At 63.2% G+C, this 26,449-nt stretch carries 21 protein-coding genes, 1 tRNA gene and 2 rRNA genes (1 of these 24 only partly in view); 13 read left to right on the plus strand and 11 right to left on the minus strand.

Features of this window, described 5'->3' with window-relative positions:
- From H7X45_RS00415 to H7X45_RS00425, 3 genes are all read left to right on the plus strand, one after another.
- A 23S ribosomal RNA gene (locus H7X45_RS00415) occupies nt 1–1,683 on the plus strand (it extends 1,109 nt beyond the left edge of the window).
- Nucleotides 1,684–1,816: 133 nt separating this feature from the next.
- A 5S ribosomal RNA gene (gene rrf / locus H7X45_RS00420) occupies nt 1,817–1,931 on the plus strand.
- 173 nt (nt 1,932–2,104) lie between these two features.
- A tRNA-Met gene (locus H7X45_RS00425) sits at nt 2,105–2,181 on the plus strand.
- A gap of 76 nt (nt 2,182–2,257) precedes the next feature.
- Here H7X45_RS00425 and H7X45_RS00430 read toward each other — a convergent pair.
- From H7X45_RS00430 to H7X45_RS00440, 3 genes are all read right to left on the minus strand, one after another.
- Entirely contained in the window at nt 2,258–2,716 is a 459-nt protein-coding gene (locus H7X45_RS00430) for a GNAT family N-acetyltransferase (protein ID WP_187335629.1), read from the minus strand.
- A gap of 145 nt (nt 2,717–2,861) precedes the next feature.
- Entirely contained in the window at nt 2,862–3,902 is a 1,041-nt protein-coding gene (locus H7X45_RS00435; RefSeq protein ID WP_246449522.1) for an alpha/beta hydrolase, read from the minus strand.
- Nucleotides 3,903–4,093: 191 nt separating this feature from the next.
- Entirely contained in the window at nt 4,094–5,095 is a 1,002-nt protein-coding gene (locus tag H7X45_RS00440; protein WP_246449524.1) for an EamA family transporter, read from the minus strand.
- 29 nt (nt 5,096–5,124) lie between these two features.
- Between H7X45_RS00440 and H7X45_RS00445 the strand changes: the two genes are divergently transcribed.
- Entirely contained in the window at nt 5,125–5,520 is a 396-nt protein-coding gene (locus H7X45_RS00445) for a hypothetical protein (RefSeq protein WP_232343332.1), read from the plus strand.
- A 22-nt stretch (nt 5,521–5,542) separates the two neighbouring features.
- On the opposite strand, the gene H7X45_RS00450 is transcribed toward H7X45_RS00445, so the two are convergent.
- Nucleotides 5,543–6,976 carry a helicase HerA domain-containing protein gene (locus H7X45_RS00450; protein WP_187335631.1) on the minus strand — a complete coding sequence of 478 codons (1,434 nt, stop codon included), beginning with the start codon at nt 6,974–6,976 and terminating at the stop codon, nt 5,543–5,545.
- A gap of 86 nt (nt 6,977–7,062) precedes the next feature.
- On the minus strand, nt 7,063–7,788 hold the full coding sequence (locus tag H7X45_RS00455; protein WP_187335632.1) for an arylesterase: 726 nt from the start codon (nt 7,786–7,788) through the stop codon (nt 7,063–7,065).
- Here H7X45_RS00455 and H7X45_RS00460 point away from each other — a divergent pair.
- The 5 genes from H7X45_RS00460 (at nt 7,787) to H7X45_RS00480 (ending at nt 13,700) form a co-directional block, all read left to right on the plus strand.
- A complete protein-coding gene (locus tag H7X45_RS00460) occupies nt 7,787–8,476 on the plus strand; it encodes an ABC transporter ATP-binding protein (RefSeq protein ID WP_187335633.1) in 690 nt (229 codons plus the stop codon). The genes H7X45_RS00455 and H7X45_RS00460 overlap by 2 nt on opposite strands.
- Nucleotides 8,473–10,989 carry an ABC transporter permease gene (locus tag H7X45_RS00465; protein ID WP_187335634.1) on the plus strand — a complete coding sequence of 839 codons (2,517 nt, stop codon included), beginning with the start codon at nt 8,473–8,475 and terminating at the stop codon, nt 10,987–10,989. The genes H7X45_RS00460 and H7X45_RS00465 overlap by 4 nt, the downstream gene beginning before the upstream one ends.
- A 335-nt stretch (nt 10,990–11,324) precedes the next feature.
- The gene (locus H7X45_RS00470) at nt 11,325–12,161 is read left to right on the plus strand and encodes an oxygenase MpaB family protein (protein WP_187335635.1); all 837 of its coding nucleotides are present in this window, start codon (nt 11,325–11,327) and stop codon (nt 12,159–12,161) included.
- A gap of 99 nt (nt 12,162–12,260) precedes the next feature.
- Nucleotides 12,261–13,304, plus strand: a complete 1,044-nt coding sequence (locus H7X45_RS00475; RefSeq protein WP_187335636.1) for an HWE histidine kinase domain-containing protein — start codon at nt 12,261–12,263, stop codon at nt 13,302–13,304.
- A 48-nt stretch (nt 13,305–13,352) separates the two neighbouring features.
- Nucleotides 13,353–13,700: a response regulator gene (locus tag H7X45_RS00480; RefSeq protein ID WP_187335637.1), complete on the plus strand. Its 348-nt coding sequence runs from the start codon at nt 13,353–13,355 to the stop codon at nt 13,698–13,700.
- Nucleotides 13,701–13,840: 140 nt separating this feature from the next.
- On the opposite strand, the gene H7X45_RS00485 is transcribed toward H7X45_RS00480, so the two are convergent.
- Entirely contained in the window at nt 13,841–14,551 is a 711-nt protein-coding gene (locus H7X45_RS00485) for a Crp/Fnr family transcriptional regulator (protein ID WP_187335638.1), read from the minus strand.
- Between the two features lie 478 nt (nt 14,552–15,029).
- Here H7X45_RS00485 and H7X45_RS00490 point away from each other — a divergent pair, with 478 nt between their 5' ends.
- On the plus strand, nt 15,030–15,350 hold the full coding sequence (locus tag H7X45_RS00490) for a hypothetical protein (RefSeq protein ID WP_187335639.1): 321 nt from the start codon (nt 15,030–15,032) through the stop codon (nt 15,348–15,350).
- Here the strand turns inward: H7X45_RS00490 and gltX are convergent.
- Both gltX and H7X45_RS15295 read right to left on the minus strand, forming a co-directional pair.
- Entirely contained in the window at nt 15,347–16,846 is a 1,500-nt protein-coding gene (gltX, locus tag H7X45_RS00495; protein ID WP_187335640.1) for a glutamate--tRNA ligase, read from the minus strand. The genes H7X45_RS00490 and gltX overlap by 4 nt on opposite strands.
- A gap of 86 nt (nt 16,847–16,932) precedes the next feature.
- Nucleotides 16,933–17,430: a hypothetical protein gene (locus H7X45_RS15295; RefSeq protein ID WP_343061091.1), complete on the minus strand. Its 498-nt coding sequence runs from the start codon at nt 17,428–17,430 to the stop codon at nt 16,933–16,935.
- Between the two features lie 162 nt (nt 17,431–17,592).
- Here H7X45_RS15295 and H7X45_RS00505 point away from each other — a divergent pair, with 162 nt between their 5' ends.
- Nucleotides 17,593–18,999: a DEAD/DEAH box helicase gene (locus tag H7X45_RS00505; protein ID WP_187335641.1), complete on the plus strand. Its 1,407-nt coding sequence runs from the start codon at nt 17,593–17,595 to the stop codon at nt 18,997–18,999.
- A 211-nt stretch (nt 19,000–19,210) separates the two neighbouring features.
- On the opposite strand, the gene H7X45_RS00510 is transcribed toward H7X45_RS00505, so the two are convergent.
- From H7X45_RS00510 to H7X45_RS00520, 3 genes are all read right to left on the minus strand, one after another.
- Nucleotides 19,211–20,842 carry an alkaline phosphatase D family protein gene (locus H7X45_RS00510; RefSeq protein ID WP_187335642.1) on the minus strand — a complete coding sequence of 544 codons (1,632 nt, stop codon included), beginning with the start codon at nt 20,840–20,842 and terminating at the stop codon, nt 19,211–19,213.
- A 62-nt stretch (nt 20,843–20,904) separates the two neighbouring features.
- The gene (locus H7X45_RS00515) at nt 20,905–21,954 is read right to left on the minus strand and encodes a DUF3667 domain-containing protein (RefSeq protein WP_187335643.1); all 1,050 of its coding nucleotides are present in this window, start codon (nt 21,952–21,954) and stop codon (nt 20,905–20,907) included.
- Between the two features lie 78 nt (nt 21,955–22,032).
- Nucleotides 22,033–24,486, minus strand: a complete 2,454-nt coding sequence (locus H7X45_RS00520; RefSeq protein ID WP_187335644.1) for a TonB-dependent receptor — start codon at nt 24,484–24,486, stop codon at nt 22,033–22,035.
- A 220-nt stretch (nt 24,487–24,706) separates the two neighbouring features.
- On the opposite strand from H7X45_RS00520, the gene H7X45_RS00525 reads away from it, so the two are divergent.
- The gene (locus tag H7X45_RS00525) at nt 24,707–25,741 is read left to right on the plus strand and encodes a type III polyketide synthase (RefSeq protein ID WP_187335645.1); all 1,035 of its coding nucleotides are present in this window, start codon (nt 24,707–24,709) and stop codon (nt 25,739–25,741) included.
- Complete coding sequence (locus tag H7X45_RS00530) at nt 25,738–26,259, plus strand: isoprenylcysteine carboxyl methyltransferase family protein (RefSeq protein ID WP_187335646.1); 522 nt, start codon at nt 25,738–25,740, stop codon at nt 26,257–26,259. The genes H7X45_RS00525 and H7X45_RS00530 overlap by 4 nt, the downstream gene beginning before the upstream one ends.
- Nucleotides 26,260–26,449 lie beyond the last annotated feature (190 nt).

Below are 26,449 nucleotides of genomic sequence, written 5' to 3' on the forward strand. Positions count from 1 at the left end.
TTTAAAGAAAGCGTAACAGCTCACTGGTCTAAATAAGGGTTCCTGCGGCGAAAATGTATCGGGGCTCAAGACGTGCACCGAAGCTTAGGGTTCGAAGTTTACTTCGAGCGGTAGCGGAGCGTTCCGTAGGCTGATGAAGCTCTCTGGTAATGGAGGGTGGAGGTATCGGAAGTGCGAATGCTGACATGAGTAGCGATAAACAGTGTGAGATGCACTGTCGCCGAAAGACCAAGGGTTCCTGCTTAAAGCTAATCTGAGCAGGGTTAGCCGGTCCCTAAGACGAGCCCGAAGGGGGTAGTCGATGGGAATCACGTAAATATTCGTGAGCCTGGTGGTGTGTGACGGATGGCGTAAATTGTTCGGACTTATTGGATTGTCCGGGCGGTGAAGTTGTCCCAGGAAATAGCCCCACCGTATAGACCGTACCCGAAACCGACACAGGTGGTCAGGTAGAGTATACCAAGGCGCTTGAGAGAAGTATCCTGAAGGAACTCGGCAAATTGCCTCCGTACCTTCGGAAGAAGGAGGCCCCGGCTATGCGCAAGCACTGTCGGGGGGCACAGGCCAGGGGGTAGCGACTGTTTAGCAAAAACACAGGGCTCTGCTAAGTCGGCTTCAAGACGACGTATAGGGTCTGACGCCTGCCCGGTGCTGGAAGGTTAAGAGGAGGAGTGCAAGCTCCGAATTGAAGCCCCAGTAAACGGCGGCCGTAACTATAACGGTCCTAAGGTAGCGAAATTCCTTGTCGGGTAAGTTCCGACCTGCACGAATGGCGTAACGACTTCCCCACTGTCTCCAGGATATGCTCAGCGAAATTGAATTCTCCGTGAAGATGCGGAGTACCCGCGGTTAGACGGAAAGACCCCGTGCACCTTTACTGCAGCTTCAGAGTGGCATTAGGAAAGAACTGTGTAGCATAGGTGGGAGGCTTTGAAACTTGGGCGCCAGTCCGAGTGGAGCCATAGGTGAAATACCACCCTGTGCTTTTCTGATGTCTAACCACGCGCCGTTATCCGGCGCTGGGACCCTCTGTGGCGGGTAGTTTGACTGGGGCGGTCGCCTCCTAAAGAGTAACGGAGGCGCGCGATGGTAGGCTCAGGACGGTTGGAAACCGTCTGTTAGAGTGCAATGGCATAAGCCTGCCTGACTGCGAGACTGACGAGTCGAGCAGAGACGAAAGTCGGTCATAGTGATCCGGTGGTCCCTCGTGGAAGGGCCATCGCTCAACGGATAAAAGGTACGCCGGGGATAACAGGCTGATGATTCCCAAGAGCTCATATCGACGGAATCGTTTGGCACCTCGATGTCGGCTCATCACATCCTGGGGCTGGAGCAGGTCCCAAGGGTTTGGCTGTTCGCCAATTAAAGTGGTACGTGAGCTGGGTTCAGAACGTCGCGAGACAGTTTGGTCCCTATCTGCCGTGGGCGTCGAAATTTGAGAGGAGTTGACCCTAGTACGAGAGGACCGGGTTGAACATACCTCTGGTGTACCTGTCATCGCGCCAGCGGTGCAGCAGGGTAGCTATGTATGGACGGGATAACCGCTGAAAGCATCTAAGCGGGAAGCCTCCCTCAAGATTAGATTTCATAGAGTCGTCGTAGACCACGACGTTGATAGGCTGGGTGTGGAAGTGCAGTAATGCATGGAGCTAACCAGTCCTAATTACTCAATTCGCGCTTGAAGAGTCCCACCATCAACGACAGTGCGGATCAGCAATGATCCTCGCACCGTCCGGTGGACGAACTTCAGCCCGATACGCCTGATAGAACAGTGTAAACGTGCATCGATTAAACCCCTTATGCGCCGGCTTCATTGCTTGGTGACCATAGCGTCTGTGACCCACCCGATCCCATCCCGAACTCGGACGTGAAACCAGACAGCGCCGATGGTACTGTTGCTTAAGCACCGGAAGAGTAGGTCGTCGCCAGGCATTGCAGCCGGCGCTTAAGGGAAAACCCATTCATAATGTTGAGACCCCTTCATTGGGGAGCCAACGAAGCCGCAAGGCTTCGCAAGGCCGAATGGCCGCCCGCAGCGCCGAAGGCGCGAGGAAAGCCAAGTGGACGGATGTCCATGCCGGCGCTTGAGGCACACACAAAGTGTCGCGGGATGGAGCAGTCCGGTAGCTCGTCAGGCTCATAACCTGAAGGTCGTAGGTTCAAATCCTACTCCCGCAACCAAACTCAACACACCGGCGGTCTTGCGACTGGCCGGTTTTTTTGTGCCCGGAATCCGCAGCCTTAAAGCCGCGCCCGATCAGAGCGCCAGCTTGTATCCAAGATGCGACGCCGCAAACCCAAGACGATCGTAAAAACGATGCGCCTCGGTCCGACGCCGATCTGTCGTCAACTGAACGATCGAGCAGCCTTGCGCGCGGCACTCCTCGATCGCCCAACGGATCATCGCCTCCCCGATCCCACGACCGCGCCGATCCGACGCTACACGAACCGCCTCGATCTGACCACGCGTCGCACCGTTCTGAATGAGACCAGCTAGAAAGCTGAGCTGGAGCGTGCCCACCAGAGTGCCGTCCTCCTCCTCGACGACGCACAGAAACTGGTTCGGGTCCGCATCGATCCGCGCGAAGGCCGCTTCGTAGCGCGCAAAGCCCGCGGTCCGATAATCCTCGCGTAAGGCGCCTAGAAAATCGTCCGCCAGCATCTCAATGATCGCAGGAATGTCCGCGAGTGTGGCGGCGCGAAAGTGTAGCGGCATCGGAATGGTCCTCGAGGATGAATGGAGACAGCGCGCGAAACCGGGAAGAGTTGCTAGTCAGGGAGCGAAGGTCCTGGCCGAGCTTTAAGCCTAACGTGGACATGCTACCTTCTGACCTCGCGTCGCTTGCAAGTCGCGCCGGCGGTCAAAGCATTCCGAGATTTTCGAGCCACTGCTTTACTTGCTCGGGCCACTCTTTCGTAATCGGATCGCCCGTTGGCCGCATTCCGAATGCGTGCCCGCCTTTGGCGTAGAGCCGCATATCCACCGGTACGCCTGCATCGTTCAACGCCAGAGCGTAGGCCATCGGCTGCCGGATGTCGTCCACGGGGTCGTTCATCGCATGAATAATCAGCGTCGGAGGTGCCTCAGGGTTGATCTTTACCCAGGGTTTCAGTTCGAGACTATTCTTGCCCTTGCTGTTGTCCCACATGCGGGCCGTATATGCGATGATCGCAAAATCGGGCCGCGGAGACGCCTCATCGGCGGCGTCGCCGGGCGGGTAGGTGCGCGTGTAGGTGTTGCTCATGTTTGCCGCCAGATACGCGCCAGCGGAAAATCCGATCACGCCGATCTTGTGCGGATCGATCCCGTAGGCCGCGGCATTCTGACGTAGCAAGCCCATGGCACGCTGAGCGTCTTCGAGGCCCAACAACACCTCGGGCCGCTGTTGCTTTCCATCGATCTTCGGCCAGACTTGCGGCGTGCGGTATTTCAGCAGGACGCAGGTAATGCCTTGCTGCACCACCCAGTCGCAAATCTCGGTGCCCTCAAGATCCATGGCGACAGCGTAAAAGCCGCCGCCCGGCAAAACCATCATCGTGGTTCCAGTGTTGCGGCCTTCGGGTGTGTAGATCGTCATTGTAGGCCGGGTGATATAGCTGGCCCAGTGCCACATTCTTCCGCCGACCAAGGGAGAGCCGTTGCCGGTTGCCTCGGGATGGTCGCCGCTGTCGGGTTTTGCGAGAGGAATATCTTCAGGCCAGAGCGGCACCTGCGTTCCGCCGGCAGTCGGCTGCCAAATACCCTCGCGCTCCACCTTCGGCACCTCGATCCTTAGAGGCGAGCTGTCGGCATCCGCAGTCTGAGCGGCGACCGATCCGGTTGCGCTGAACAGGAGGAGAAACGTCATGGCCAGCCGCGACAACATAAAATCTTCCCCCGATGGATCGACAATGGTGCCCATCCTAGTGCCAGCACGGCCAACAGGCTATCAGTCGTCAGCTAGCTTTCTCAGCAGCTCCATTCCAGCGAGGTAGCGCGACTAGAGTGAGCGGACCGGCGGGATGTGCCGACCGTGCCGTTGGTTCGATTACCGGGCAGAGCTTAGTTGTTGGAAAGAGGAGCAGATGTGGTGTGGGTGGCGTAGAATAGGCATCACCCCTGCTGGCCGCGCGACAATCTGCGTGCCAGCTTCTTCGTGTCGACGAAGCCGACGGCGAGCCCGGCGATCACCATGCCGGATGCGATAAGCTTCCACATCGGCAACGGCTCGCCGAGCAGGATCACCGAGGCGCCGATGCCGAAGACGGGGACCAGCAACGCGAAGGGGGCAATTGTCGCGGCGGGGTAGCGCGCGAGGAGGGTCGCCCAGACGCCGTAGCCGAACAGCGTGTTGCCCACCGCCTGCCAGGCGATTGCCGCCCAAGCGCTGATGCCCGCCGCCTGCACCGCTGCAATGACCGTGCCCGGCCCTTCGGCCATCAGCGCCAGGATCAGCAGCACCGGCGCGGGGGCGAGGCTGCTCCAGACGATATAGCCCAGCATGTCGGCATCGCCCTTGCGCCGCGCGACCATATTGCCCGCCGCCCAGCTCGCCGCGGCGAACAGCACGAGGAGCAGGCCCAAAATGGTGGTGTCGCCTTCGATATGCAGCGCGATCAAACCGATGCCTCCGGCGGCGAGCAGGAGCGCGACAATCTGCATCGCCTTCAGCCGCTCGCCGGTCAGCCAGACCGACAGTCCGATGGTGATGAACACCTGCATCTGTACAACGAGCGAGGCGAGGCCGGGCGTGATCTGCCCGTCCATCGCGATGAACAGCACGCCGAACTGGCCGACGCCGATCAACAGGCCGTAGAGGATCAGCTGCGCCCAGGGCACTGGCGGGCGCTTCACGAAGAAAGCGGCGGGCGCGAAGGCGAGGGTGAAGCGCAGGGCGGCGAACAGCAAGGGAGGCAGCACCGCCAGCGCTTCGTGAATCACCACGAAATTCGTGCCCCATACGGCCATCACCGCAACGGCAAGCAGAATATCGCGAAGGCGCATAGGTGGGGACTTTCCGGTGGGGGGAGCGCGCCCGTTCATCCGGGCGTCGGCATATTCGCTGATAGCGGGATCGGCGCGCGCGGCGCGGCGTTCCTGTATCGGGGACTGCATAGGCTAAGGGGGGCGCGAAAGGAATGACGATGCGCCGAGCGATCTTTGTCTCACTACTGATGGCGGCGGCGCTGTCCGCCCCGGCGTCTGCGCAGGACGAGGTGCTGCCCGACGGCACCGTGGTGCGGGCGATCCCCGTCGCGGTGTACGGCAATGATGCCTGCCCGAAGGGGGAGGATGACGAGATCGTCGTGTGCGCGCATCATCCGGAATCGGAGCGCTATCGCATTCCCGAAGGCGTGCGCGAGCAACATCTGGATGCAACCGACCGCAGCTGGACCGACAAGGTGGAGGGGATGGAGGATTCGCTGCGCTACACCATCCCGGGCAGCTGCAGCGCGGTGGGCACCGGCGGCCAGTTCGGCTGCACCGCGGCGATGCTGCGGCAATGGTTCGCGGAGCGGCGGCAACCGCAGGCCCAGTAAAGCGCGGATCGCTCAGCGGGGCTCAGGCCAGGATATCGGCCAGGCCCGGCACGAAGATGCGCCGCCCGCCGCCGAATTCCGTGCGCACCACGATGTGGCCGGTTTTTTCGAAATGTTCGAGCAGGCGGCGGATGCGGCCCGGCGAGCTGCTGCCGTAGACACGGGCCAGCTCGTCCTCATCCGGCGAGTCCAGTCCCTCGGCAGCGGCGCGCGCGATGACGAGGAAAGGGGCGAGCACATCGTCCGACAAATCGCCCGCCAGCTGCAGGATGGTGGCGCGGGTGGCCGCGTCCAGCCGGTCCAGATCGGCGCTGGCGATGGAGAAGCGGCGGCGGAATTCGTTCAGATCCGGCGGCACGAGGCCGATTTTCTGCTGGCGCACGCGCGTCGCGAAATCCTGATAGAGCCGGCTCGGCGAGCGGAAGGTGGCGTTCGCCTCGCGCGCCATTGCGGTGAGGACGGCGTCCATCGCGTCGCGGGCATCGGCGGAGGATTCCAGCGTCTGCGGCGGATCGGGCGCGCGGGCGAACTCGGCGATGTCGCTGACCAGCTCTTCGGCGGGGCGCGGCGGCGGAGGAGGGGGCGGCGGCGGCGTGGCGGCGGCCAGTTCCTCGTGCAGCAGCGCCTCCATATCCTCCGCCTTCACCTCCGGCAGGGGGAGCAGGCCGGACGCGGCGGTGCGCGGGCCGGATTGCACCGGCCCGATCTTTACCGCCACGGGGCGTCGGCTGATCGCGGGGCCGAGGCCCAGGAAGTGCCCGCGCTCCAGATCGCGGATGCGCTCGGCCTGTCGCCGCTCCATGCCGAGCAGATCGGCGGCGCGCGCCATGTCGATATCCAGGAAGGTGCGGCCCATCAGGAAGTTGGAAGCTTCCGCCGCGACGTTCTTGGCTAGCTTCGCCAGTCGCTGCGTGGCAACGATGCCGGCCAGCCCGCGCTTGCGTCCGCGGCACATCAGATTGGTCATCGCCGACAGGGTGAGGCGGCGGGTGTCCTCGCTGATTTCCCCGGCGACGGCGGGGGCGAACAGCTGCGCCTCGTCCACCACCACCAGCGCGGGGAACCAATGTTCGCGCGGCGCATCGAACAGCGCGTTCAGGAACTGCGCGGCGCACCGGATCTGCTGTTCCACCTCTAGCCCCTCCAGCGCGAGCACGACGGAGGCGCGGTGAGCGCGGATGCGCGCACCGAGCGCCTCGATCTCGGCAGGCGCATAGCTGGCGCCGTCGATCAGGACATGGCCGAAATGATCGGCGAGCGACACGAAATCGCCCTCCGGATCGATCACCACCTGCTGCACCAGCTTGGCGCTTTCCTCTAGCAGGCGGCGCAGGAGGTGCGATTTGCCCGATCCGCTATTGCCCTGCACGAGCAGGCGGCTTGCCAGCAGTTCCTCGATATCGATCGGAACGGCCGCGCCGGATGCCTCATGGCCTATGACGATATCGTGGCTCATCGCGGATCACGCTACCGCCTGTGCGCGCCGCCCCCAAGACCCGCGGCGAAATGGGTGGGGGAAAAGCCTGTGGATAGCGGCGCGGTTCAGCGCTTCAGCGCGGCTTCCACCTGCGGGGCCACCTTGTCCGCGATCAGCTTTGCGCCCGCCGGATTGGGATGGATGCCGTCGCCCAGCATCAGATTGCCCTTGCCGAGCACGCCGTCGAGGATGAACGGATAGAGCGGCGCGTCATATTTCGCGGCGAGATCTGGGTAGATACTCTCGAACTTGGTGCGATAGTCCGGGCCCAGATTGGGCGGGGCGAGCATGCCGGTGAGCATTACGGGAATGCCGCGCTTTTTCAGCTCCTCCATGATCGCGGTCATGTTTTCGCGCGTTTGCTGCGGATCGATGCCGCGCAGCATATCGTTGCCGCCAAGGCCGACGAGTACGAGATCGGGCTTGCGGACCAGCCCGTCGAGCGTGAAGGCCAGGCGCTGCAAACCCGCCGCCGTGGTATCGCCGGAAACGCCTGCATTCACCACCCGCGCCGGCACGCCGTCCGCATCCAGCGCGGCCTCCAACTGCGGCGCAAAGCCTTGGCCGGGATCGAGTTGATAACCCGCATAGAGGCTGTCCCCGAAGGCCACGACCAGCTTTTCGTCCGCCGCGGGCGCGCTCGCGTCGGCTTCGGGCGTTGCCTCCGCGCTGCTCTGCACCGGCGCGGTGGCCGTGTCGCTTTCGGAGGAACAGGCGGCAAGCGGCTGGAAAAGCAGCGCCGCCGCCACATATAGAACGGACCGAAATCGCAAAGGTCGAATCTCCCACATGTCGCAATCCTCTATCGTCGTCGGCGCCCGCAATGTCACGCTGTCGCTGGGCGATGCCGCCGCGCGCGTCGATATCCTTCACGGTATCGATCTCGAGGTGCGCCAGGGCGACAGCGTTGCGCTGCTGGGGCCCTCGGGCTCGGGCAAAAGTTCGCTGATGGCGATCCTGGCGGGGCTGGAACAGGCCAGCGGCGGGGAGGTGCGCGTGGCGGGCGCGGATTTCACCGCGCTGGACGAGGACGCGCTGGCGCTGGTGCGGCGCGAACGGCTGGGCATCGTGCTACAGAGCTTCCATCTGCTGCCCACCATGACGGCGGAGGAGAATGTCGCCGTGCCGCTGGAACTGGCAGGGGCCCCGGACGCGTTCGAACGCGCGCGAGCGGAGCTGGAAGCGGTCGGCCTCGGCCACCGGCTCACCCATTATCCCGCCCAGCTTTCGGGCGGCGAGCAGCAGCGCGTGGCCATCGCCCGCGCCGTCGCGCCGCGGCCCTCGATCATCTTCGCCGACGAACCGACCGGCAATCTGGACCGCACGACCGGCGAGGGCATCGTCGAGCTCTTGTTCGAACGGCGCGCCGAAGCGGGCGCCACGCTGATCATCATCACCCATGACGAAAGCCTGGCGGAACGCTGCGAGCGGGTGCTGGAAATGCAGGACGGCCGGATCGTCTCGGACCGGCGGGCATGAAGGCGCTGAACTGGTCCGCCGCCTGGCGGCTGGCGCGGCGCGACCTCAGCGCCAGCCTGCGTGGCCTGCGCCTACTATTCCTCTGCCTGTTCCTGGGCGTCGCGACCCTGGCGGCGATCGGCAGCCTGACCGCCTCGATCACCGGGGCACTGACCGATCAGGGCCGCGAACTGCTCGGCGGCGATGTCGAAGTGGAGATGAGCCAGCGCACCGCCAATGACGAGGAGCGCTCGGCGTTCGCGCAGGCCGGGACGGTCAGCGAGACGGTGCGGATGCGCGCCATGGCCCGCGCGCCCGAAGGCGGCGAATCCGTGCTGACCGAGTTCAAGGGCGTCGATGGTCGCTATCCGCTCTACGGCACGCTGACGCTGGCCGACGGCAGCGCCGCACCCGCGCTTGGCGACGACAAAATCCTGATCGACCAGACGCTTGCCGACCGCCTGAACCTGCGTCCGGGATCGCGCCTGCGCTATGGTGAGGCCGATTATACCGTGCGCGGCATCATCGGGGAGGAGCCGGACCGGGTGGGCGAGGGCTTTACGCTCGGCCCCGTCGCGATCGGCTCGCTTGCCGGGCTGCAGCGCGCCGAGCTGATCCAGCCGGGCAGCATGTATGAAAGCAAATATCGCATCCGGACGCGCCCCGGCCTCGCGCCCGATGCGGTGACGGAGCGCATCGAAAGCGCCTTTCCGTCCGCAGGCCTCGACTTCCGCACGCGGGACCGCGCCTCGCCCGGTGCCTTTCGCTTCTTCGAACGGATGGGTCAGTTTCTGGAGCTGATCGGTCTCACCGCGCTCATCATCGCAGGAATCGGCGTGGGCAATGGCGTCGCATCCTATCTCGGCGGCAAGCGGCCCGGCATCGCGACGCTGAAGGTGCTCGGTGCGCGTTCCGGCGATATCGCCCGTATTTACGGCCTTCAGGTTGGCGCGGTGGCGGCGGGCGCGATCCTGCTCGGCCTGATCGTCGGCGCGGCGCTGGTGCCGCTGCTGGCCTGGATGATCGGCGATCTGCTGCCGGTGCGGCCCGAACTGGGGCTGTTCGCACTGCCGCTCGCCAAGGCGGCGATCTTCGGCGCGCTCATCGCAATTGTCTTCACGCTGCCGCCACTGGCGCGCGCGCGGCTGCTGCCCGCCGCCTCGCTGTTTCGCGGCGTGGTGGAGCGCGGGCGCGGCGGCTGGCGCCCCGGTAACTGGTTGGCGCGCTGGCCGGTCCTGCTCGCCGTCATCGCCATCGCCGCGCTGGCAGTCGGTACGGCGCGCGATCCGCTGTTCGCCGCCTCGGTGCTGGGCGCGAGCGCGCTTGTCCTCGCCATCCTGCTCGCTATCGGCTGGGCTATCGCCAAGATCGCCGCGCGCGTGCCGCGTCCGCGCAATCCGCTGTGGCGGCTGGCGCTCACCAACCTTCATCGGCCCGGATCGCAGACGCCCGCGCTGGTCGTGGCGCTGGGTCTTGCGCTCACGCTGTTCGTCACGCTGGCGGCGATCCAGACCAGTTTGAACAACGAGATTGCGTCCGTGGTGCCCGAGCGTGCGCCGGACTATTTCGTGCTCGACGTGCCGGTGGATCAGGAAAGCCGGTTTCGGCAGATCGTGGACGAGTACGCGCCGAATGCCGATCTCAACATCGTGCCCACGCTGCGCGGTTCGATCACTGCCTACAAGGGCATCCGCGTCGCCGATCTGAAGGAGATACCGGAAGGTGCCTGGTTCCTGCGCAGCGAGCGGGGCCTAACCTATTCCGATGTTCTGCCGGAAGGCAGCAATCTGACGTCCGGGCAGTGGTGGCCGAAGGATTATAGCGGGCCGCCTTTGATCTCGCTCGACGAAGAGGCGGCGAAGACGCTCGGCCTGAAGCTGGGCGATCCGATCACAGTCTCGATTCTGGGGCGGGAGATTACGTTCAAGCTCGCCTCCACCCGCAAGGTGAATTGGGACACGATGGGCTTCAACTATGTGATGGTGGTGACGCCCGATACGCTGAAGGCCGCGCCGCATAATGTGGCGGCGACCATCGCGGCGGACCGCACCGACGGGCTGCAGCGCGCGCTGGTGGAGGCCTTTCCGTCGTCGTCGATCATTCCGGTGGGCGAGGTGGTGGGGCAGATCACCACGTTGATGCGCCAGATGGCAAATGCCATTCTGGCTGCGGCTTCGGTGGCGATCCTGGCCGGTATCGCGGTGCTGGTGGGCGCCATCGCCGCCTCCCGCCAGGCGCGCAGCTATGACAGCGTGATCCTGAAGACGCTGGGCGCCACGCGGCGCCAAGTGCTGAGCGCGCAAGGGTTGGAATATGCGATGCTGGCCTTGGCGCTGGCGCTGCTGGCGCTGGCGCTGGGCGGGCTGGGTGCCTGGGTGGTGATCGTGCAGCTGTTCGAATTCAGCTGGCGACCGGACTGGGGCACGGTGATCGCCGTGCTCGGCGGCGGCGCGCTGCTGACGCTCGGCATCGGGCTGGCGGGATCGGTCCCGCTAATGCGCGTGCGCCCGGCGCGTGCGCTGCGGGCGTTGTGAGGGGGATGGGGCTCGCCGTAGCACTCCGTCATTGCGAGCGAAGAGCGCGCCTCATAGCCCCTCGTCATTGCGAGGCGCCCGAAGGGCAACGAAGCAATCCAGGGCGGATACGGCGCTGCAACGGCCCTGGATTGCTTCGGCCTGCGGCCTCGCAATGACGATGCGGCGAGAAGGCCCGCAAAGCGCTGTCCTACACCCGCTGTTTCGGTTATGTTCGCGCTCATGACCATCGCGGATCACCTTCGGCCCACGTCAACTGTTCATAACGGCGGTCGGAAAGCTGAACGATTTTCCGCCGCAGGACAGTGTGAAGTGTGTGAAGCTGGATTCCTCGCATGACGCCGCGGCTCCCTTCGCTGCGTGGCGCGATCGCGGAGGAGGTGCGCAGCCTGTTCCGCGAGGAGGGGGACGATGCCTCGGTCTATGAAGGCGAGGGGCTGTTCCCGCAAGGCGCGGTGATCCGCGACGTGCATGGCGATGTGATGACCATGATGATCGGGGGCATCGCGGGGCTGTTCCTGCAGATGCTCCATCCGCTGGCGCTCGCCGGCGTGTGGGACCATAGCGATTTCCGGCGCGACATGCAGGGGCGGCTGCGGCGCACCGCGCGCTTCATCGCCACCACCACCTACGGCAACCGTGCACAGGCCGAGGCCGCGATCGACCAAGTCCGGCGCATCCACGGCTATGTCACCGGCACGCTGCCGGACGGCACGCCCTATCGCGCCGACGATCCGCGCCTGCTCGGGTGGGTGCACATCACCGAGGCGGTGAGCTTCCTCGGCGCCTGGATGCGCTACCGTGAACCGATGATGAGCCGCGCGCGGCAGGACGCCTATTTCGCGCAGATCGCGCGGATCAACACGCGGCTGGGCGGGGTGGACCTGCCGACCGACCGGCGCGGCGCAATGACCTATCTGAACGGCTTTCGCGCCGAGCTGCTGGTGGATGAGCGCACCGAGGCGGCGAAGCGCGCGCTGCTCGATTACCGGCCGGAGCGGGCGAGCCTCGCGCCGATGCAATCGCTCAGCGTGCAGGCGGGGATCGATCTGTTGCCCGGCTGGGCGCGGCGGATGCACGGGCTTTCGGTCCCACCGCTCACGCGGCCGCTGCTGCGCACCGGCGCGTTCGGGCTCACCCACACGCTTCGCTGGGCTCTCGCTGCGCCATGATCCGCGGGCGTGGCGCTTATGTCGCAGATAGGGACGCATTCGACGCGGCGCGGTCGAACCGGCGGAACAAGCAGTCGTCTGGGGCGCTTGTCCAGTCCAGTGACCCGCAGGTTTTCCCCCATTCAGTCGCCTCAGGCGCACACCGCTTTCCCCGATGAAAGTGGCGCGCTGAACGCACGCCTGCTGCGCGGCGTGATGGACGAGGCGCTGGGCTTCTCCGCGCTGTGCGATGCCGAGGGCCGCATCCTGACGGTCGACCGCAAGTCGCTCGAGCTCGGCGGCCTTACGCTCGAAGAAGCGCGCGGTCAGTACTACTGGGAGGGGCCCTGGTGGGCGCATGACGAGGCGGCGCGCACCTGGATCCACGAGGCCTGCCGTGCCGCAGTGCAAGGCGAGACTCGCGGGAGGGAGCTGCACGCGCAGCTCGGTGATGGCAGCCAGCTATGGATCGACTTCCAGGTCAAGCCGCTGCGCGACGCGGATGGCGTCATCCGCCACATCGTGCCCAGCGGTATCGACAGCAGCGTGGTGCTGGAGCACCGGGCGCGGATCGACACCCTGCTCGGCGAGGTCAACCACCGCACCAAGAACCTGCTGGCCATCGTCCAATCGGTCGCCCGCCACATCGCCGCGCACACCGCGCCGGAGGACGTCGCGATGGAGATCGCGCGGCGCATCGGATCGCTCTCGGCTACGCAGGATCTGTTCATCGCGACGAACTGGGGCGGGGTCGATCTCGCCAAGCTGGCGCATGTCCAGCTGGTCGAGTTCGGCGATCTGCCCGAAGAGCTGATCCAAATCGACGGCGAGCGGGTGGAACTGAGCCCGCAGACGGCGCAGACGCTGGGGCTGGCCCTGTTCGAACTGGGATGCGGGGGCGCGGCGCGGCTGAACGCCGAAGACGTGCCGCGGCGGTTCGGCCTAAACTGGCGGATCGAATGTGATCAGTTCCACCTTCGCTGGACGGAGGTCGACGGCGAGATGGAACCGCGTCCAGCGCTCAACCCGTTCAGCGCGTTGGTGCTCGATCAGATGACGCCCGCCGCGCTTTACGGCTCCACCGCATGGGAATCGGGTGAAGGACAGCGCGCTTGGGCGCTCGATTGCCCGCTTTCGAAGATTACTGTTCCCGTTCTGGACTGATTAGGCTATAGTTCGGCTCGGAATGCCGAAAGGAGGTCGGCCGTCGCTATGCGTGTAATGATTATCGACGACGAGCCGTTGATCGCAGCGGATATCGAGATGACGCTCCTTGGCGCCGGCTATCAGGTGGCGGCCAACGCCCAGCATCTTTCGACCGCGCTCGAGGCTCTGGAACAGCATGAGGCCGATTTCGCGATTCTCGACGCCAATCTTGGCGGGGAAAGCGCAGAGCCGATTGCCAATGATCTGCATCGGCGTGGTATCCCGTTTCTCATTCTGACGGGATACACGCGGGATCAGATCGGGCCGTGGGCTAGGGATAGCGTGGTTGTCGGCAAACCGGTGACGTCCGAGATGCTGCTTGCGCACATGCCGCCGAAAGCCGTGCTGAACTGAAGGTATTCGAAGGCCCGGGTAAGTATCGCTGAGCCTTCCTAATTTTCGCAGCTTATGTAATCGCCGTGTCAAAAGATCGGCAACTGTAATCGTCATAATCGCGGCCTAGTCGGACCGATCCGCACCGGATTGGTGCGAGGCTATTTGCCGAACGGCGCGAGATGCTGCCGATAGAATTGCTCGGCCGGACCGTAGGTGCCGTCGCAGATTTCAATCAGCTTGTGGCGATTCAGCATTTCGATCTGGCCACGGTACAGTTTGATCGCGCCGGTTTCCTCCAACTGATGCACGGTGTTAGTCACCGTGGGTCGGTAGGAGGATATCATCTGGGCGATCTCCTCATGCGTTATGCGGATGAAATCGCCGAAGGTGCGATCGTGACACATTAGCAGCCATCGACAAATGCGTTCTTCAACGCCCTGCTGGTCCATACAGGCGATCGTCGTGTTTTTCTCGACGAGCTGGAAATACAGATAATCCAAGAGCATACGCTCAAGTTTTGACTGGCCTGCGACCCATTCTCGGAATGCCGTGACATCGACTACATTGGCTTCCAGGTCGCCCAACTGAGGCAAAACCACGTAACCCCGCGGTGGATGCATATCTAATACAAGGCCCAAGGGGAAAAGACCTTCGAAGCCGCACATGCTGACCTCCGACGTGCGGCCTGTCCGGGGGGATAGCAGCAGTGTAGCTGCCACGCCCTTTTCAATGATGAATGCGTGTTCGCCGTACAGAAGTTCGTCTGGGATGCGCGCCCCTGCCTTGAACGACATTTGCTTCGCGACCGGCAACGGCCTGCCGTCCGATGCCTCGATCATCAGGCGCACCAGTAGATTGGATGTTTGCATACCGAGAACCCCTTGGATCGGGAGTTGTAGATGCCCTTTCGAAATTCGGTCAATGTACTGCAACATACGCTAAAAGCATTTTGTCGAACACCGATAGGTTGCGAACAAACAAAGAAACTATTGACAGATTGTTTCTATATTTTTTCTGCTGCCGCCGTAGAAACGGTAATCTACTGAGCTTTAACGGAAAAAATCTGGAGTGAGGGCGGTTTGTAGATGACCTAATTTATGATTGGTCGCGCCGGAAATTTTAACGGTCGTCTGTCTGAGAGACTTTGTCGGCTAAATGCTTGATCAACTTGTCGGATTTTCGTGCAGGCAACCTGCACTTCGCGCGAGATTAGGTAGGCAGGGATATAACTCGATAAAAAATGGAATTGGGGGAACAATTCTAATGGATATTTCGCATCGGTTCGCGAGGCCTGTCGGTAAGACAGCTCGATCTTCCGCAAGCTTTCCATCGGTAAGGGATCCACTGATGGCGCGGTTTCAGCGCACGAGGGCGCTGATACGCACCTTCCAGTTCGATCCGTGCGCGCAGCCAAATTGGGCGCCGGACGATATCCTCTTCCAGCTTGAAAAACGCATCGAAACCGTTGCCCGCAATCGTACCGAGCCGGAGGGCGAACATGACCAGCGCTCCGGGATCGAACTGATGGCCGCGCGCGTGATGGAGTTTACGCGGCGTCTTTCCACGGACCGCGGAACTGCCGAACGGGCCACGGAGGGCATTGAGGCAGCTTATTTGCTCGGCATGATCGCGATGGTCGAAGAACTGCAGGACCTTCTGGCGAATTAAGCCTCTTCCGGCAGAGGGCGGTTCAGCAGTTCTTCCCAGCTTTTCAGTTCCTTCTTGGACGGGTTGCCCAGGATTTCGAGCGCATGGCGCAGGCGTTCGCGCACGATGTCGCGGCCGAGATGCACGGTTGCCTCGAACAGCGGAACCGAGGTCGGGCTGCCGGTGATGGCGATGAAAAAGGCACGGACCATGAACTTGAACTTCAGGTCCAGCCGGGTTGCCGTGTCGCGCAATACGCCCTCGACCGAAGGCTTGTCCCATTCGGCCAGCTTGTCGAACTGCCACAGGGCAAGTTGGTAAGCCTGGCGCTGCTGCTCGGCCTCGATCTTCACGTCGCGCAGTTTGGCGTCGTCCATGTCGAGGCGGTTCTGGAAGAACATCGCCACCAGTCCGCCCAGATCGCCCAGCTTCTCGACACGGCTTTGCGCCATTTCAGCGATGGGCAGCAGATACTCCTCGTTGAGCGCCCATTCGCGCACGCGACTAAGGAATTGTGGCGCATCCATCGTTTCGCGCAAATAACGGGCATTGAGCCAGTCCAGCTTGCCGACATCGAACACCGGCCCGCCCAGCGAAATGTTGGTGAGTGCGAAATCCTCCCGCAGTTCGGCGAGCGACGTCATCTCGTCGCCCTCGGAAGCCGATTTTGCGGCGAGGCCCAGGAAGTTGATGAGCGCTTCCGGAAGATAGCCGGCGCGCTGGAAAAACAGAATGCTGGTCGGGTTCTTGCGCTTGGACAGCTTGGACTTGTCCGCGTTGCGCAGCAGCGGGAGGTGCGCCCACTTTGGCGGTTGCCAGCCGAAATATCGGTACAGAAGCTCGTGCTTGGGCACCGAGCTGATCCATTCCTCGCCGCGGATCACATGCGTGATGCCCATCGCGTGATCGTCGACCACATTGGCCATGTGATAGGTCGGGAAACCGTCCGACTTCATCAGGATCTGCATGTCGACCTTCGACCATTCGATGCTGATCGGATCGTCGCGCAGTTCGTCCTTGAACGTGCACACGCCCTCGCTCGGCACTTTCATGCGCAGGACGAAGCTGCCGTCCGGGCTCTCCGCCTTGGCCTGCGCGCGGCCTTCTTCGGTGAGGCAGCGGCCGTCATAGCGCGGCGGTTCGCCCGCTTTCATCTGCTGCTTGCGCATCGCATCGAGCCGCTGCGCCGTGCAATAGCATTTGAAGGCGTGGCCGTCGGCCTCGAGCTTTGCAGCATGCTCCTGATAGAGCGCGGTGCGTTCGGACTGGCGATAGGGGCCGTGGGGGCCGCCGACATCGGGGCCTTCGTCCCAGCCCAGGCCGAGCCAGCGCAGCGCCTCCAGGATCATCCGTTCCGATTGCGGCGTCGAGCGTACCTGATCGGTATCTTCCACGCGCAGTATGAACTGCCCGCCATGTTTCTTGGCGAACAGCCAGTTCATGAGCGCGATATAGGCGGTTCCGACATGCGGATCGCCGGTCGGCGAAGGCGCGACGCGGGTGCGGACGGTGGTCATGGGAAAGAGCTTTCGGTGCTGCGTTCAGGTGCAGGAAGGGCGATGTTCGAGCGCGCTCCTACCAGCGTGGCGGCAAAGCGCCAAGATCAGACCTTCAGCGGCTCCAGCGCAAACAGCTTGCCCGCCGCATATTTCTCGTCGTTCGGATTGTAGGTGGTGGCGGGCAGGAAGCTCTGTTCATGGACCGCGAGATCCTTAAGCCCGTCGATCTTGTAGGTGCCCATCTTGTATTCGCGCGGCGGTTTGCCATCGCGTTCCAGCGCGACCGCGTCGACGAAGAGATCGTCATGCCGGGTCCACAGCACATGGGGGGCCAGCTTGACGTTCTGCTTGTTGTACGTCGCCGTGATGCACTTCTGGCGGGCGATGGCTTCTAGGACGATCTGGTTCGGTTCCATGGTGTAAGAATGATGAGGCGGGCAGGTGGTTGCAAGCAATTTTGTGCGCTGCACCATCATTGCGCCGGGACGGGACGGAATCCGTTTCGATTGACTTTTTGCGCCGCAGCATCCATGTGGGCTTGAGCGAGGGCGGCAGGGCTGCTTTTGGATGCGCGCAGCGTGTGGGCCGGAAATTTCCGGCATCGGCCGTATCCTTCATCGCAAACTTTTTCACGGCAGCCTGATCACGCGGGTCGCTTTCTTTAGCGATCCGGCCGCATGCGCGGCGCGATCATCCGTACCCGCAGGTCTTGCGGCGAACCGGATGAGGCGCTTCCAGGCAGCCGCCTTATTTCGAAAGATTTCATGACCAATTTTTCCGATTTCGCGCTCGGCGCGACCTTTCAGAACACCCTTAAGAGCGAAGGCTATGAAGAGCCGACGCCGATCCAGCAGCAGGCAATTCCGCTGGCGCTGGAAGGCCGGGACATCCTGGGCATCGCGCAGACCGGCACGGGCAAGACGGCGGCCTTCTCGCTGCCCTCGCTTCACCGCCTGAACGAAAAGAAGCTCGGCACCGGGCGCAACCAGTGCCGCATGCTGGTGCTCGCGCCGACGCGGGAGTTGGCGAAGCAAATCGCCGACAGCATGGTCACTTATGGCCGCGGCACGGGGCTGTATGTCACCACCGCGTTCGGCGGCGTGCCGATCAATCGGCAGAAGCGCGCGCTGGCCAAGGGCGTGGATGTGCTGGTAGCAACGCCGGGCCGTCTTCTCGACCTGTACGACCAGAATTCGCTCGACCTTTCGATGGTCGAGATTCTGGTGCTGGACGAGGCCGACCAGATGCTGGACCTCGGCTTCATGCAGCCGCTGAAGCGCATCGTGAAGCTGCTGCCGTACAAGCGCCAGAGCCTATTTTTCTCGGCCACCATGCCGAAGACCATTGCCGAGCTAAGCCAGCAATTCCTGCGCGATCCTGCCAAGGTCTCCGTCGCGCCGCAGTCGACCACCGCCGAAAAGGTGGACCAATATGGCCTGTTCGTGCGCAGCGAAGACAAGCCGCAGATCCTGGCGAGCCTCCTGCGCAGCGAAGACCCGGACCGCGTGCTCGTGTTCACGCGTACCAAGCATGGCGCGGATCGGCTGGTGAAGCATCTGGAGCGCGTGGGTATCGATGCCGTCGCGATCCACGGTAACAAGAGCCAGCCGCAGCGCGAAAAGGCGCTGAACGCCTTCCGCCGCGGCGGCGTCTCCGTGCTGGTCGCGACCGATATCGCCGCGCGCGGTATCGACGTTTCGGGCGTTTCCCACGTGTTCAACTACGAACTGCCGAACGTGCCGGAGCAATATGTGCATCGCATCGGCCGGACGGCGCGCGCGGATGCCAGCGGCACCGCGATCGCGCTGGTGGGGCCGGAAGAACGCCAGTGGCTGCGCGATATTGAGCGCACCATCAAGATGAAGCTGGAAATCGCTCCGCTCCCCAAGGGCTTCGACAAGCCCGAGATTGAGGAGCTTCCCCCGCCGCAGATGGGCGGCCAGCGCCAGCAGCGCTTCAAACCGCGTCCTGCGGGTGCGAAGGGTAAGCCGGCCGGTCGCGACGGAGCGCGCAAGCCCTCCGGCGATCGTCGTGGCGGCGAGGGCAAGGGTGGCCAGCGCGCCGGTGGCCAGAACCGCGGCCCGTCCGCCGGCAAGCCCGGCGGCGGTAACCGACGTCGCCGTACGAACCGCGGCGGCGGTGGCGGTGGCGGCGGACGCCCTCAGGGCTAAGTCTCGTTGCGAGTTGCGGGCGCTTGTTCTGACTGGAAAGTCGCAAGGGTCCGTATACGGGGTAGGGCTTTCACCTTCCCGCTACGGCTTCTTGCTGGAGTCTTTCGCAACTAAAACTGATCGACGATTGGAAAGAGCCGCCGCACCTTAGTGCGGCGGCTTTTGTGTAGAACAGCGCTAACCTCTCCTGCCGGAGAGAGCGGCGCGGGGATCAGGCTTGGGTCAGCGCGCGTTCGCCGCGCCGCGCGGTGAGGTTTTGCGAACCGGTGATCGTGCTGGAGCGCTCAGCGATATCGCTCACGAAATTCCAGTCGCAGCTGGCGGCCGTTGGCGTCAGTTCCACCGTCATATAGCCGCGTTTGCCGAAATTGGCCCATTTGAGCATCGGATTGGTTTCGCGGATCGCAGCCTCCAGCGTCGCTACGGGCACGGTGGAGAAATAGCTCTCCATGCCGGGCGAGGTGACGCTGTGGCCGGCAAATTCCACGCCCACCGGGCCGCCGTCCTCGGTCAGATCGAACGCCCAGCCATTATGGCTGTCGCCCGATAGCACCACCAGATCGGCGTCCGCGTCCTGCGCCGCCTTGAACGCCCGGCTGCGCGCGGCGGGATAGCCGTCCCAACTGTCGAAATTGAAGGGCAGGCCCGCCTTGCTCGCCAGCGCGCCGACGGCGGAGCGCTGCTTCACATAGTCCGGTGCGCTTTCCGGAATCCAATCCAGCGTCTGCTGCGGCATCAGCAAGGTGCCCATGACCGTCTGCTGCGCCCAGACCTGCCATTTCTCCCCCGCGCCGACCGAGCGCTTGAGCTGATCCGCGAACCAGCCCTCCTGATCCAGCCCCAGCATGGTGTGTGCGGGATCGCGATAGGTCTGCTCGCGAAATTCCACGAGCGCGGCCTCGATATTGCCCTTGCCCTGCAGCACTTCGGACAGATCGAACTGCTTGGCCCGCGCGTGCAGGCGGCTTTCGGTCAGCAAGATGGTGGCAAGATCACCCACGCGATAGCTTTTCCACTGGTCCTCGGTGTCCGGCAGATCGTGCACCGGCATCCATTCGCGGTAGGTGCGCCGCGCGATGCGCTTGCGCATCTCGTAATCGCCCTCGTTCGGCTGATGGTTCTGCGCGCCATGTTCCCAGGCATCGTTGGCAATCTCATGATCGTCCCACTGCGCCAGCATCGGCCATAGCTGGTGGACCCGCTGCAGATCCGGATCGGCGCGGTAGCTTTGATAGCGCAGGCGATAATCGGTGAGCGTCAGGATTTCGTGATCCGGCTGCACCGCGCGGCCCGGCAGCGCGACATCGGGATAGGTGCCGGGGCCATATTCGTAAAAATAATCGCCCAGATGCATGATGATATCCAGGTCGTCGCGCGCCGCGGCGGCGGCATAGGCGTTGAAATAGCCGAAAGGCATGTTGGAGCAGCTGAACACGCCCATGCGCCATTTATCGGTCTCGCCATCGGGCAATGTGCGTGTGCGCCCTTGCGGCGAGGCGCTGCCGTCGGGGGCAACGAAGCGATAATAATACCATCGGCCGGGCTGCAGGCCGTCGACCACCAGCTTGGCGCAATAGTCCCGTGTCGAAGAGGCGGTGGTCGAACCGCCGCCGACCACCTTACCCGTGGCCGGATCGGTGACTTCCACGGTCAGGCGCGTATCACTGCTGCCGACATAGCGCGTCCAGAGCAACACCGAATCCTGGCTCGGCTCGCCCGACGCTACGCCGTGGGAGAAGCCGGTGGCGGACTGGAAGGCGAAGGCGGCACCGGGAATGGTCAGCGCGCCGATGCCGAAGGTGCCTGCCTGCAACAACAGGCGCCGATCGATCTGGAGGGTCATGCGAAATCCTTCTGTGTCTGGCGTGCGCACCTCATGCACGCGCTCCGTGACCGCAGCATGACCTATCCCGCAAGCCCGAGGCCGAGAAGCAGGAAGGTGAAGATAAGGCCGATCACTGGGATAAGGGAAAGTAGGACAGCGAGACGCAGCAACGTGGAAAGCCGCGAAAACCCGTAAGCGTGGCGCAGCTGGCGGTAGAGATGGATTGGCGGGAATATCAGGCCGATGGGTATCAGTAGACCCGAAGAAACGCCCGCTTTGCCGAGCAGCGTCAGCGCCAGGAACAGGAGCACCATGAAACTGAGCGAGTAGGTCGTAAAGACGGCGTGATCGTAGAAGCGCACGCTTTTGGCGCCGATCGTCACCAGCCATATGAAGGGCAGAGACAGCGGGATCAGCAGCCAGGCGAATTTATAGCCGTTCGACTGCATCTTATATTGGATCAGCCCCGGATTGGCCTGAAATTTGTGGACTGCCTTCTCAAGGATATGATCCAGAAAAGGGCTGCCGGTGTTGATCGCGTCGGTTCCGCTTTGGCCGACCCTCTCATCTACGCCGATCATCTCCGGATAAGGCATCGGCTCCTGACGTAGCATGGCAATGCCATTGCGGGCCGCCATCTCCTCACGCAGCGCCTCTTCCAACCCCGCGCGTCCGGTATCGCCGGGTGGGAGCGCTTTCAGTGCCGCCGAGTCTTTCTGGATCTTCTGATCGAGCTGTTCCGATTCCCGTTGATAGGCGGCATCGGTTTCCGGGCTCTGCATGTTTTCGAACGGGCCGCCGGTGAAGCTGAAGATCACGAACATCAGAAAGATCGCGAACAGGAACAGAGCCATCGGGGAGATGAAGCGTTTGCGTTCGCCGTCGATATATCTGCGGGTCAGTTCGCCCGGGCGCCAGACGAGCAGCGGCGCGCTGTGCCAGAAAGCACCTTCGAAATGCAGCACGCCATGGAGGAAATCATGACCGAGCGCGGACAGTGTGCGGTGGACATGCGCGTGCTGCCCGCAGGCATGGCAGTGCGATCCGATGAGCGCTGTGCCGCAATTGAGGCAGGCGGTTTCCGCCGTGTGCCCATCTTCGGACAGGTCCGTCTGTCTTTCGTCGTTCACCCCGAAGTGCCCCCATTGCCCTGCCTCTGCGGGATTATCAGCCCCGCCGGGTCAGGGCAATGTGATGGCCGTTTGCTATCAGAAGCGAGCGGCGAGCTGGATCCCGTACAGACGCGGTTCGCCGGCAATATAGGTGGTGGTGCCGAAGGAGCCGCCGGTATTGCCGGCATCGATAAGATATTCCTTATCGAGCAGATTGCGCGCAAAACCGCTGATCTCATAGCGGCCGTCGTCGAACGTCACGCCGCCGCGCAGATTGACGAGGACATAGCCGTCCTGGCTGGTGGAGGGATCGTTCGGCACCTCGAAGAACACGCGGCTCTGATAGGTGGCGGTGGGCGTGAAGAAAATCGCCGTGCCGCCGCCCAGGTCCGCGTTGAATTCGATCCCGCCCGAGGCGCTATGTTCGGGCGTCAGACGGAAACGGCTGTCCTGGAAGGAGAACTGGCTGGCCGTACCCTCCGCCGGCTCGCCGATCTTGGCGTCGATATAGGCGTAGTTGGCGAACAGACGCAGCGCGCGCGACACGCGGTAGCTGGTTTCCACCTCAATGCCGAAATTTGTTGCCTGACCGGCATTGACCGGAATGACGGTGCCGGCCGGAATGGGGTTGCCATTCTGATCCACCGTATCCTGCTGGGTAATGAGGCTGGTCTGGAAGTTGCTGTAATCCTGATAGAAGGCGCCGATCGAGCCGGTGAACCCGCCGAAGCTGCCCTTGATCCCGCCTTCATAGTTCCAGACCGTTTCCGCATCCACGATGGTCAGGCTGGGCTGCGGACCGGTCTCTCCGGCGCGCGGGCCGCGCGCGGTGAGGTTCAGCACCGGCGAGCGGCGCCCCTTGGAGATGGTGGCGTAAACGTTCACGTCCCGCGTGACGCGGTAAAGCGCGTTGAAGCGCGGCAGGAAGGCGTCGAAATCGTCGCTCGCCCGGAATGTCTGCCCGGCGGTGTCCACCGCGCCGAGTAGCGACACGCCCGGTACGCCGAGGCCAGCAAATACCTGGCTACCCGGCTGGCGAGAGAAGTAGGTCGATTGGCGTTCCTCGTAGAGATAGCGCAGCCCCGCCGTCAGCTCGAGTAGACCGAAGATCGCCGTGCCGTCTGCAAAGACCGAGTAGCTCGTGTTCTTGCCGCCATTTTCGAAGACGCTGGAATAGGGAATGATGCTGGCCGCCCCGCGCGTCAGAATAGCGCTGGCATTGGGCGCGGTGTAGCCGGCGGGCGCGCTGTAGCATGGATTGGCGCCGCCCTGTGCGCCAGAGAGTACGGCCTGAACCGGTGCGAAGGCGGGGAAGGGCGCGCAGGCGATATACGTGCCTTCATCGGTAGAGAAGGGCACCCCTTGCGTGCCTTCTTCATGGAAGATGTTGAAACCCGCAAAACCGCGGAAGCGGTCGCTGTCATAGCTGATGCGGGTCTCGTGGCTCATCTGCTGGCCCTTCGCGTCCTCTGCGAATTCCAGGAAGAACAGGCCGGAACCGTCCGCATCGAACACTTCCAGGCTATCGAACTTGCGATAGCCGGTGATCGAATCGAGCTGCCAGGCATCGCCGATCGGGAATTCGATGCTGAGATTGGCGTCGTAGACCTCGCGGTTCAGCCCGAGTTTGGGCAGGCCGAGAACGCTTTCGCTGAACGGCGATCCGCCGAGTTCCGCGAAACTGTAGGGGCTGGTGTCGCCGCCAGTGGGCGGCAGCGTGCCGGATTTGAATGCGGTGCCGGGATTGCGCTGCTGTTCGTAGGTGGCGATGAAATCGATATGCCCGCCCGCGGCAGGATTGACGCGGATCGATCCGCGCAAGCCGAACTGATTCACCCCGTTCAGATCGTCCTGCTCGATGCCGACCTGATTGCCGCTGACCGTGCCCGGCTGGCCGCCGATATTGCGCACATAGCCGTCGCGATATTTGTAGACGGCGGCGAGGCGCCCGGAAATGAACTCGGTGCCGCCGTTTACCACGGCATTGGCCTGCACCGCGTTGAAATTGCCGTAGCTGACCGAGGCGGAGGCGCTTTCTTCCGGCGTGGGACGATTGGTGATGACGCTGATCGCGCCAATCGTCGAGGCGGTGCCGAACAGCGTCGCCTGCGGGCCCTTCACCACCTCGATCCGTTCAATATCGAACAGATCGAAATAGGAGCCGCGCGAACGGGAGACGTCGACGCCATTATAGTAGATGGAAACGCGCGGCGCGATCTGCGCGCTCCCGGAATCCGATGTAATGCCGCGGATCACGAAGCCGGGATTGTTGGGACTCTGCTCTTGCACGATCAGGCCGGGAATATAGGCGGCGACCTCATCGAACTCATCGACGCCGATTTCCTTGAGAGCCTCTCCGCTCAGCGCGCTCACGGTGAGCGGCACATCGCTGATCGACTCTGCGCGTTTTTGCGCGGTGACGACGATCTCCGAATCGATCGCGGCGCTTTCTGCACCGTCGGCAGCAGGATCGGCTGCCTGAGCCTGCGCAGCGGCCGAGCCGAAGGCGGCGAGCGAAATGGCGATGGCGGCGTGGGATGTAAAACGCATGGAAGAGGGCCCTCTGTTGGCGGTTATTGTGCGCACGCCAGTGAGGATGCGGTGTTACGCGGCGGCGTAGGTCCTGTGTCGCGGCGAAGTCGGGCCAGTGAAAATTTCGTGATGTTGCCTGAAACCAACATTTTGGCAGGCGACGGGCGGCTTTTGCCGGGCTAGACCCGTAAGGTACGCACGGTCCTGGGACCGGGTGATTTTATCGGAGCGTTCATTTTTGGCCCATCTGCGATCGATCGGCACCGCCGTTCCGGACACCGTGCTGCTGCAAAGCGAGGTGCTTTCGATCATCGAGGCCGGACGCGGCATGCCGATGCCGGGGCGCATGCAAGCGATTTTGGTCAATACGGGGATCGAGCAGCGCCGCATCGCCCGTCCGGTTGATTTCTACATGCGCCCGCGTAGCTGGCCGGAACGCGCCGCGACCTATGAAGAGGTGGGCAAGGACCTGTTTCGCCGCGCGGCTGGCAAGGCGCTGGATGATGCGGGGTTGGTCCCTGCGGATATCGATACCATCGTCTTCATCTCAACAACGGGCACGCTGACGCCTAGCCTGCCGAGCCGCATGGTGGAACTGATGGGCTTCGATCAGGACACGCGCACGGTGCCGCTGTTCGGTTATGGTTGTGCGGGCGGCGTGCTTGGCCTCTCCGTTGCCGCCGATCTGACGCCGCCGGGCAAGACCACGCTGTTCGTGGCGATGGAGCTGTGCAGCCTGGCTTATGATCATCAGCGCATGGACAAGAAGGACGTGGTGGCCGCCGCGCTGTTCGCGGATGGCTGCGCCGCAGCCGTGGTAACCGGGGAGGGGCAGGGCCCTCGCTTCGGTCGCTTCGTCCAGCGCGTTTGGCCGGACAGCATCGATATGATGGGGTGGGAGATCGGCGACACCGGCTTCGATCTGGTGCTGGCGAAGAACATCCCGGCGTTCGTCGCCCAGGAATTTGCGCCTCTGTGCGATGCCTATCTGGCCGACGAAGGATTGACCCTGGACGCGTTGGCGGAGCCCGCCTGCCATCCGGGCGGGGGCAGGGTGGTCGATGCGCTGGCCGACTATTTCGCACCCGCCGCCGCGCCGGTTGAGGAGCGCCTGCCGGCAACACGCGCGGTGCTGCGGGAATATGGCAATATGTCCTCTCCCACGGTGCTGTTTGTGCTGGACCGCTTAATGGCGCAGCGACAGTCGAAGCCGCTTCTGCTAACCGCACTCGGCCCCGGCTTTACCGGTGCGATCGGAGTGCTGAGACCATGACGCCCATCGTCGAATGGCCCGCCTGGGCGGTGCTGCTGATTGCCTATGTCTTCCTGCAGCGGATTGCCGAGCTTGCGATCGCGCAGCGCAACACGCGGGCGCTGATTAAAGAGGGCGCGCACGAGTTCGGGCGCAAAGGCTATCGGCTTTTCATTGCGCTCCACAGTGCGTGGCTGATTTCCATCGTCATCTTTGCCGTGCCGAACCCGCGGCCCGATTTGTTGTTGCTGCTGCTATTCGCGCTGACCCAGGCGCTGCGTTACTGGGCGCTGTTCACGCTGGGGCGTTACTGGACCACCCGGCTCATCAGCTCGCCCAACTTTCCGCGCATCCGAAAGGGCCCGTACCGGTTCTTCCCGCACCCCAACTATCTGGTGGTGGTGGCGGAGATCGCGCTGGTGCCTTTGATCATGAATGAGGAGACGGTGGCGATCGTCTTCACCTTTCTGAACGCGGCTCTGCTTGTCTGGCGAATCCGGATGGAAAACCGGGTGCTGGGGCACCGGCGCGCCGACTGATCGTATGCGTTCGTAGGGCGGCCGCAGCGCTGTCCGATGCCTCGCGAACAGGCGTTGACCTTTGCCGTGCAAGCTTCTAAAGGCCGCGCTTCCGTTTGGCGACCGCTCTGCCGGTCCCTATACGGGAACCCAAGCCAGTAACAGGCTGAAACAAGCGCGCATGGGGCGGGCGGATCAACGGGCTGGCCCC

It is taken from the genome of Novosphingopyxis iocasae, from assembly GCF_014334095.1.
Taxonomy (GTDB): Bacteria; Pseudomonadota; Alphaproteobacteria; order Sphingomonadales; family Sphingomonadaceae; genus Novosphingopyxis; species Novosphingopyxis iocasae.